The following is a 5,301-nucleotide window of genomic DNA, read 5'->3' on the forward strand; positions in this document are numbered from 1 at the left end:
GCGTGGCAACTACCTATCCTCGCGGGTAGTTTCCCACCAACTACTTTCGGCGTTAAGAAGCTTAACTTCTGTGTTCGGCATGGGAACAGGTGTATCCTTCTTGCTATCGCCACCACACTTTGGTGCTCGTACCTTCAAAACTAGATATTAAGTTCAATGAATTAAGTAACACTTCAAACCACTTACTGCGGTTAAGTCCTCGATCTATTAGTACTGCTCAGCTCCAAGTATCACTACTCTTCCACCCGCAGCCTATCTACGTCATATTCTTTAACGGATCTTACTTCCTTAACGGAATGGGAAATCTCATCTTGAGGGGGGCTTCACACTTAGATGCTTTCAGCGTTTATCCCGTCCATACGTAGCTACCCAGCAATGCCCTTGGCAGAACAACTGGTACACCAGAGGTATGTCCATCCCGGTCCTCTCGTACTAAGGACAGCTCCTCTCAAATTTCCTACGCCCGCGACGGATAGGGACCGAACTGTCTCACGACGTTCTGAACCCAGCTCGCGTACCGCTTTAATGGGCGAACAGCCCAACCCTTGGGACCGACTACAGCCCCAGGATGCGATGAGCCGACATCGAGGTGCCAAACCTCCCCGTCGATGTGAACTCTTGGGGGAGATAAGCCTGTTATCCCCAGGGTAGCTTTTATCCGTTGAGCGATGGCCCTTCCATGCGGTACCACCGGATCACTAACTCCGACTTTCGTCCCTGCTCGACTTGTCAGTCTCGCAGTCAAGCTCGCTTATACGTTTACACTCTGCGAATGATTTCCAACCATTCTGAGCGAACCTTTGAGCGCCTCCGTTACTTTTTAGGAGGCGACCGCCCCAGTCAAACTGCCCACCAGACACTGTCCCTCACCACGTTCAGTGGCGCAGGTTAGAACCTTCATATAACAAGGGTAGTATCCCACCAACGCCTCCATCGAAACTAGCGTTCCGATATCTACGGCTCCTACCTATCCTGTACATGTTACACAAAAATTCAATATCAAGCTACAGTAAAGCTCCATGGGGTCTTTCCGTCCTGTCGCGGGTAACCCGCATCTTCACGGGTATTATAATTTCACCGAGTCTCTCGTTGAGACAGTGCCCAAATCATTACGCCTTTCGTGCGGGTCGGAACTTACCCGACAAGGAATTTCGCTACCTTAGGACCGTTATAGTTACGGCCGCCGTTTACTGGGGCTTCAATTCTCAGCTTCGCTTACGCTAACTGATCCTCTTAACCTTCCAGCACCGGGCAGGCGTCAGCCCATATACGTCATCTTACGATTTAGCATAGACCTGTGTTTTTGATAAACAGTTGTTTGGGCCTATTCACTGCGGCTGGCTGTTACACCAGCACCCCTTCTCCCGAAGTTACGGGGTCATTTTGCCGAGTTCCTTAACGAGAGTTCACTCGCTGACCTTAGGATTCTCTCCTCGACTACCTGTGTCGGTTTGCGGTACGGGTAGTTTATATCTAACTAGAAACTTTTCTCGGCAGTGTGAGTTACTGTGCTTCGCTACTTTAATTTCGCTCCTCATCACAGATTGTCCTTAAAGGTAAAAGCATTTGACTCTTACCAAGACTTTCTGCTTGAACATACTTTTCCAGCCGTATGCACACATCATCCTCCTGCGTCCTTCCATCGCTCAAACAATATAAACTAGTACAGGAATCTCAACCTGTTTTCCATCGATTACACCTCTCGGTCTCATCTTAGGTCCCGACTAACCCTGGGAGGACGAGCCTTCCCCAGGAAACCTTAGTCTTTCGGCCGATCAGATTCTCACTGATCTTTCGCTACTCATACCGGCATTCTCACTTCTAAAAACTCCACTGCTCCTCACGGTACAGCTTCAATGCTTTTACAACGCTCTCCTACCACGTGTCTTACGACACATCCACAGTTTCGGTATCATGCTTAGCCCCGGTACATTTTCGGCGCAGAATCACTCGACTAGTGAGCTATTACGCACTCTTTGAATGAATGGCTGCTTCTAAGCCAACATCCTAGTTGTCTGTGCATTTCCACATCCTTTTCCACTTAGCATGAATTTTGGGACCTTAACTGGTGATCTGGGCTGTTTCCCTTTCGACGATGGATCTTATCACTCACCGTCTGACTCCCGGGTATAGATCTATGGCATTCGGAGTTTATCTGAATTCAGTAACCCAAGACGGGCCCCTAGTCCAAACAGTGCTCTACCTCCACGATCCTTTTCCCCGAGGCTAACCCTAAAGCTATTTCGGAGAGAACCAGCTATCTCCAAGTTCGTTTGGAATTTCACCGCTACCCACACCTCATCCCAGCATTTTTCAACATACATGGGTTCGGTCCTCCAATGCGTTTTACCGCATCTTCAACCTGGACATGGGTAGGTCACTTGGTTTCGGGTCTACGTCTACATACTTATTCGCCCTATTCAGACTCGCTTTCGCTCCGGCTCCGACTCTTCATCTTAACCTTGCATGCAAACGTAACTCGCCGGTTCATTCTACAAAAGGCACGCCATTACCCATTAACGGGCTCTGACTACTTGTAGGCACACGGTTTCAGGATCTATTTCACTCCCCTTCCGGGGTTCTTTTCACCTTTCCCTCACGGTACTGGTTCACTATCGGTCACTAGGGAGTATTTAGCCTTGGGAGATGGTCCTCCCGGATTCCGACGGGGTTTCTCGTGTCCCGCCGTACTCAGGATACTGATTGGAGTGGTTCGGATTTCGTTTACGAGGCTTTCACTCTCTTTGGCCAAGCTTTCCAACTTGTTCTACTATCCTTACCTTTTGTTCTCAAACATCAGTCCTACAACCCCAGAAAGCAAGCTCTCTGGTTTGGGCTATTCCCGTTTCGCTCGCCGCTACTCAGGGAATCGACTTTTCTTTCTCTTCCTGCAACTACTTAGATGTTTCAGTTCATTGCGTCTTCCTCTTGCATGCTATGTATTCACATACAAGTAATCATCCATTACGATGACTGGGTTCCCCCATTCGGAGATCCCCGGATCATAGCTTACTTACAGCTCCCCGAGGCGTATCGTCGTTAGTTACGTCCTTCTTCGGCTCCTAGTGCCTAGGCATCCACCGTGCGCCCTTTATAACTTAACCTATTAGTTAAATCACAAAAGTTCTAAAAACTTTCTTTGCCATACTATCTCTAGTACAGCTGGCAGCTTACGCTGCCGCGCAGTTTTCGGTGTTTCTTTAATTCATTTACTTCTTAATATCCAGTTTTCAAGGTACGAGTTGGTAAACTTTCGTCTACCTATGGAGGTTAACGGGATCGAACCGATGACCTCCTGCTTGCAAAGCAGGTGCTCTCCCAGCTGAGCTAAACCCCCATGGTGCTTCTTATTCTATTTTATGGGCCTAAATGGACTTGAACCATCGACCTCACGCTTATCAGGCGTGCGCTCTAAACCAGCTGAGCTATAGGCCCAATAAGCCTGCAGAGAGTAGACCTCTCAAAACTAAACAAAGTTTTAACTTGTGTATTCCGTGGTACCTAAGTACCTATCCTTAGAAAGGAGGTGATCCAGCCGCAGGTTCTCCTACGGCTACCTTGTTACGACTTCACCCTAATCATTTGTCCCACCTTAGACGGCTAGCTCCTAAAAGGTTACCCCACCGGCTTTGGGTGTTACAAACTCTCATGGTGTGACGGGCGGTGTGTACAAGGCCCGGGAACGTATTCACCGCGGCATGCTGATCCGCGATTACTAGCGATTCCAGCTTCATGTAGGCGAGTTGCAGCCTACAATCCGAACTGAGATCGGTTTTAAGTGATTTGCTTGCCCTCGCGAGTTCGCAACACGTTGTACCGACCATTGTAGCACGTGTGTAGCCCAGGTCATAAGGGGCATGATGATTTGACGTCGTCCCCACCTTCCTCCGGTTTGTCACCGGCAGTCTCACCAGAGTGCCCAACTGAATGCTGGCAACTGATAATAAGGGTTGCGCTCGTTGCGGGACTTAACCCAACATCTCACGACACGAGCTGACGACAACCATGCACCACCTGTATCCATGTCCCCGAAGGGAACCTCTAATCTCTTAGACTTTCATGGTATGTCAAGACCTGGTAAGGTTCTTCGCGTTGCTTCGAATTAAACCACATGCTCCACCGCTTGTGCGGGCCCCCGTCAATTCCTTTGAGTTTCAACCTTGCGGTCGTACTCCCCAGGCGGAGTGCTTAATGCGTTAGCTGCAGCACTGAAGGGCGGAAACCCTCCAACACTTAGCACTCATCGTTTACGGCGTGGACTACCAGGGTATCTAATCCTGTTTGCTACCCACGCTTTCGAGCCTCAGCGTCAGTTACAGACCAGAGAGCCGCCTTCGCCACTGGTGTTCTTCCATATATCTACGCATTCCACCGCTACACATGGAGTTCCACTCTCCTCTTCTGCACTCAAGTTTACCGGTTTCCGATGCACTTCCTCGGTTGAGCCGAGGGCTTTCACATCAGACCTTATAAACCGCCTGCACTCGCTTTACGCCCAATAAATCCGGATAACGCTTGCCACCTACGTATTACCGCGGCTGCTGGCACGTAGTTAGCCGTGGCTTTCTGGTTGAATACCGTCAATACATGAACAGTTACTCTCACGCATGTTCTTCTTCAACAACAGAGTTTTACGATCCGAAAACCTTCTTCACTCACGCGGCGTTGCTCCATCAGACTTTCGTCCATTGTGGAAGATTCCCTACTGCTGCCTCCCGTAGGAGTTTGGGCCGTGTCTCAGTCCCAATGTGGCCGATTACCCTCTCAGGTCGGCTACGTATCATCGCCTTGGTGAGCCGTTACCTCACCAACTAGCTAATACGCCGCGGGTCCATCCTAAAGCGATAGCAGAACCATCTTTCAAACAATGACCATGTGGAAATTGTTGTTATGCGGTATTAGCACCTGTTTCCAGATGTTATCCCCCACTTTAGGGCAGGTTACCCACGTGTTACTCACCCATCCGCCGCTCACTCAAATGTATCTTCATTTTGATGCAAGCATCAAAAATCAGTTACCAGAGTTCGCTCGACTTGCATGTATTAGGCACGCCGCCAGCGTTCATCCTGAGCCAGGATCAAACTCTCATATTTTGATTGTTTGTGACTCATTTATTACTTATTACTAACGAACTGACTTCGTTATAAATTGTTTACCTTAATTTAATTAAGGCCTACACAATTAGCGTTAAAACTTTGTTCAGTTTTCAAAGGTCTACTTCTTGTTGATCGCTAAAGCTCTCAACAAGCGACTTAATTATTTTAACATGTTATCAACTATCTGTCAACAACTTTTTAAAAT

Annotated in this window: 2 tRNA genes and 3 rRNA genes; all 5 read right to left on the reverse strand. The window is 48.5% G+C overall.

Annotation, left to right across the window (positions count from 1 at the left end):
- Window positions 1-117 (reverse strand): 5S ribosomal RNA (gene rrf, locus EKM69_RS12010).
- A gap of 70 nt (window positions 118-187) precedes the next feature.
- Window positions 188-3,104 (reverse strand): 23S ribosomal RNA (locus EKM69_RS12015).
- Between the two features lie 160 nt (window positions 3,105-3,264).
- Window positions 3,265-3,337: transfer RNA gene (locus EKM69_RS12020), tRNA-Ala, on the reverse strand.
- A gap of 23 nt (window positions 3,338-3,360) precedes the next feature.
- Window positions 3,361-3,435: transfer RNA gene (locus EKM69_RS12025), tRNA-Ile, on the reverse strand.
- A gap of 84 nt (window positions 3,436-3,519) precedes the next feature.
- A 16S ribosomal RNA gene (locus EKM69_RS12030) occupies window positions 3,520-5,093 on the reverse strand.
- Together the 16S, 23S and 5S rRNA genes with 2 tRNA genes alongside form the textbook arrangement of a ribosomal RNA operon.
- Window positions 5,094-5,301: the final 208 nt, after the last annotated feature.

The sequence above is a fragment of the Companilactobacillus zhongbaensis genome, from assembly GCF_003946515.1.
In the GTDB taxonomy this organism is placed as follows: domain Bacteria; phylum Bacillota; class Bacilli; order Lactobacillales; family Lactobacillaceae; genus Companilactobacillus; species Companilactobacillus zhongbaensis.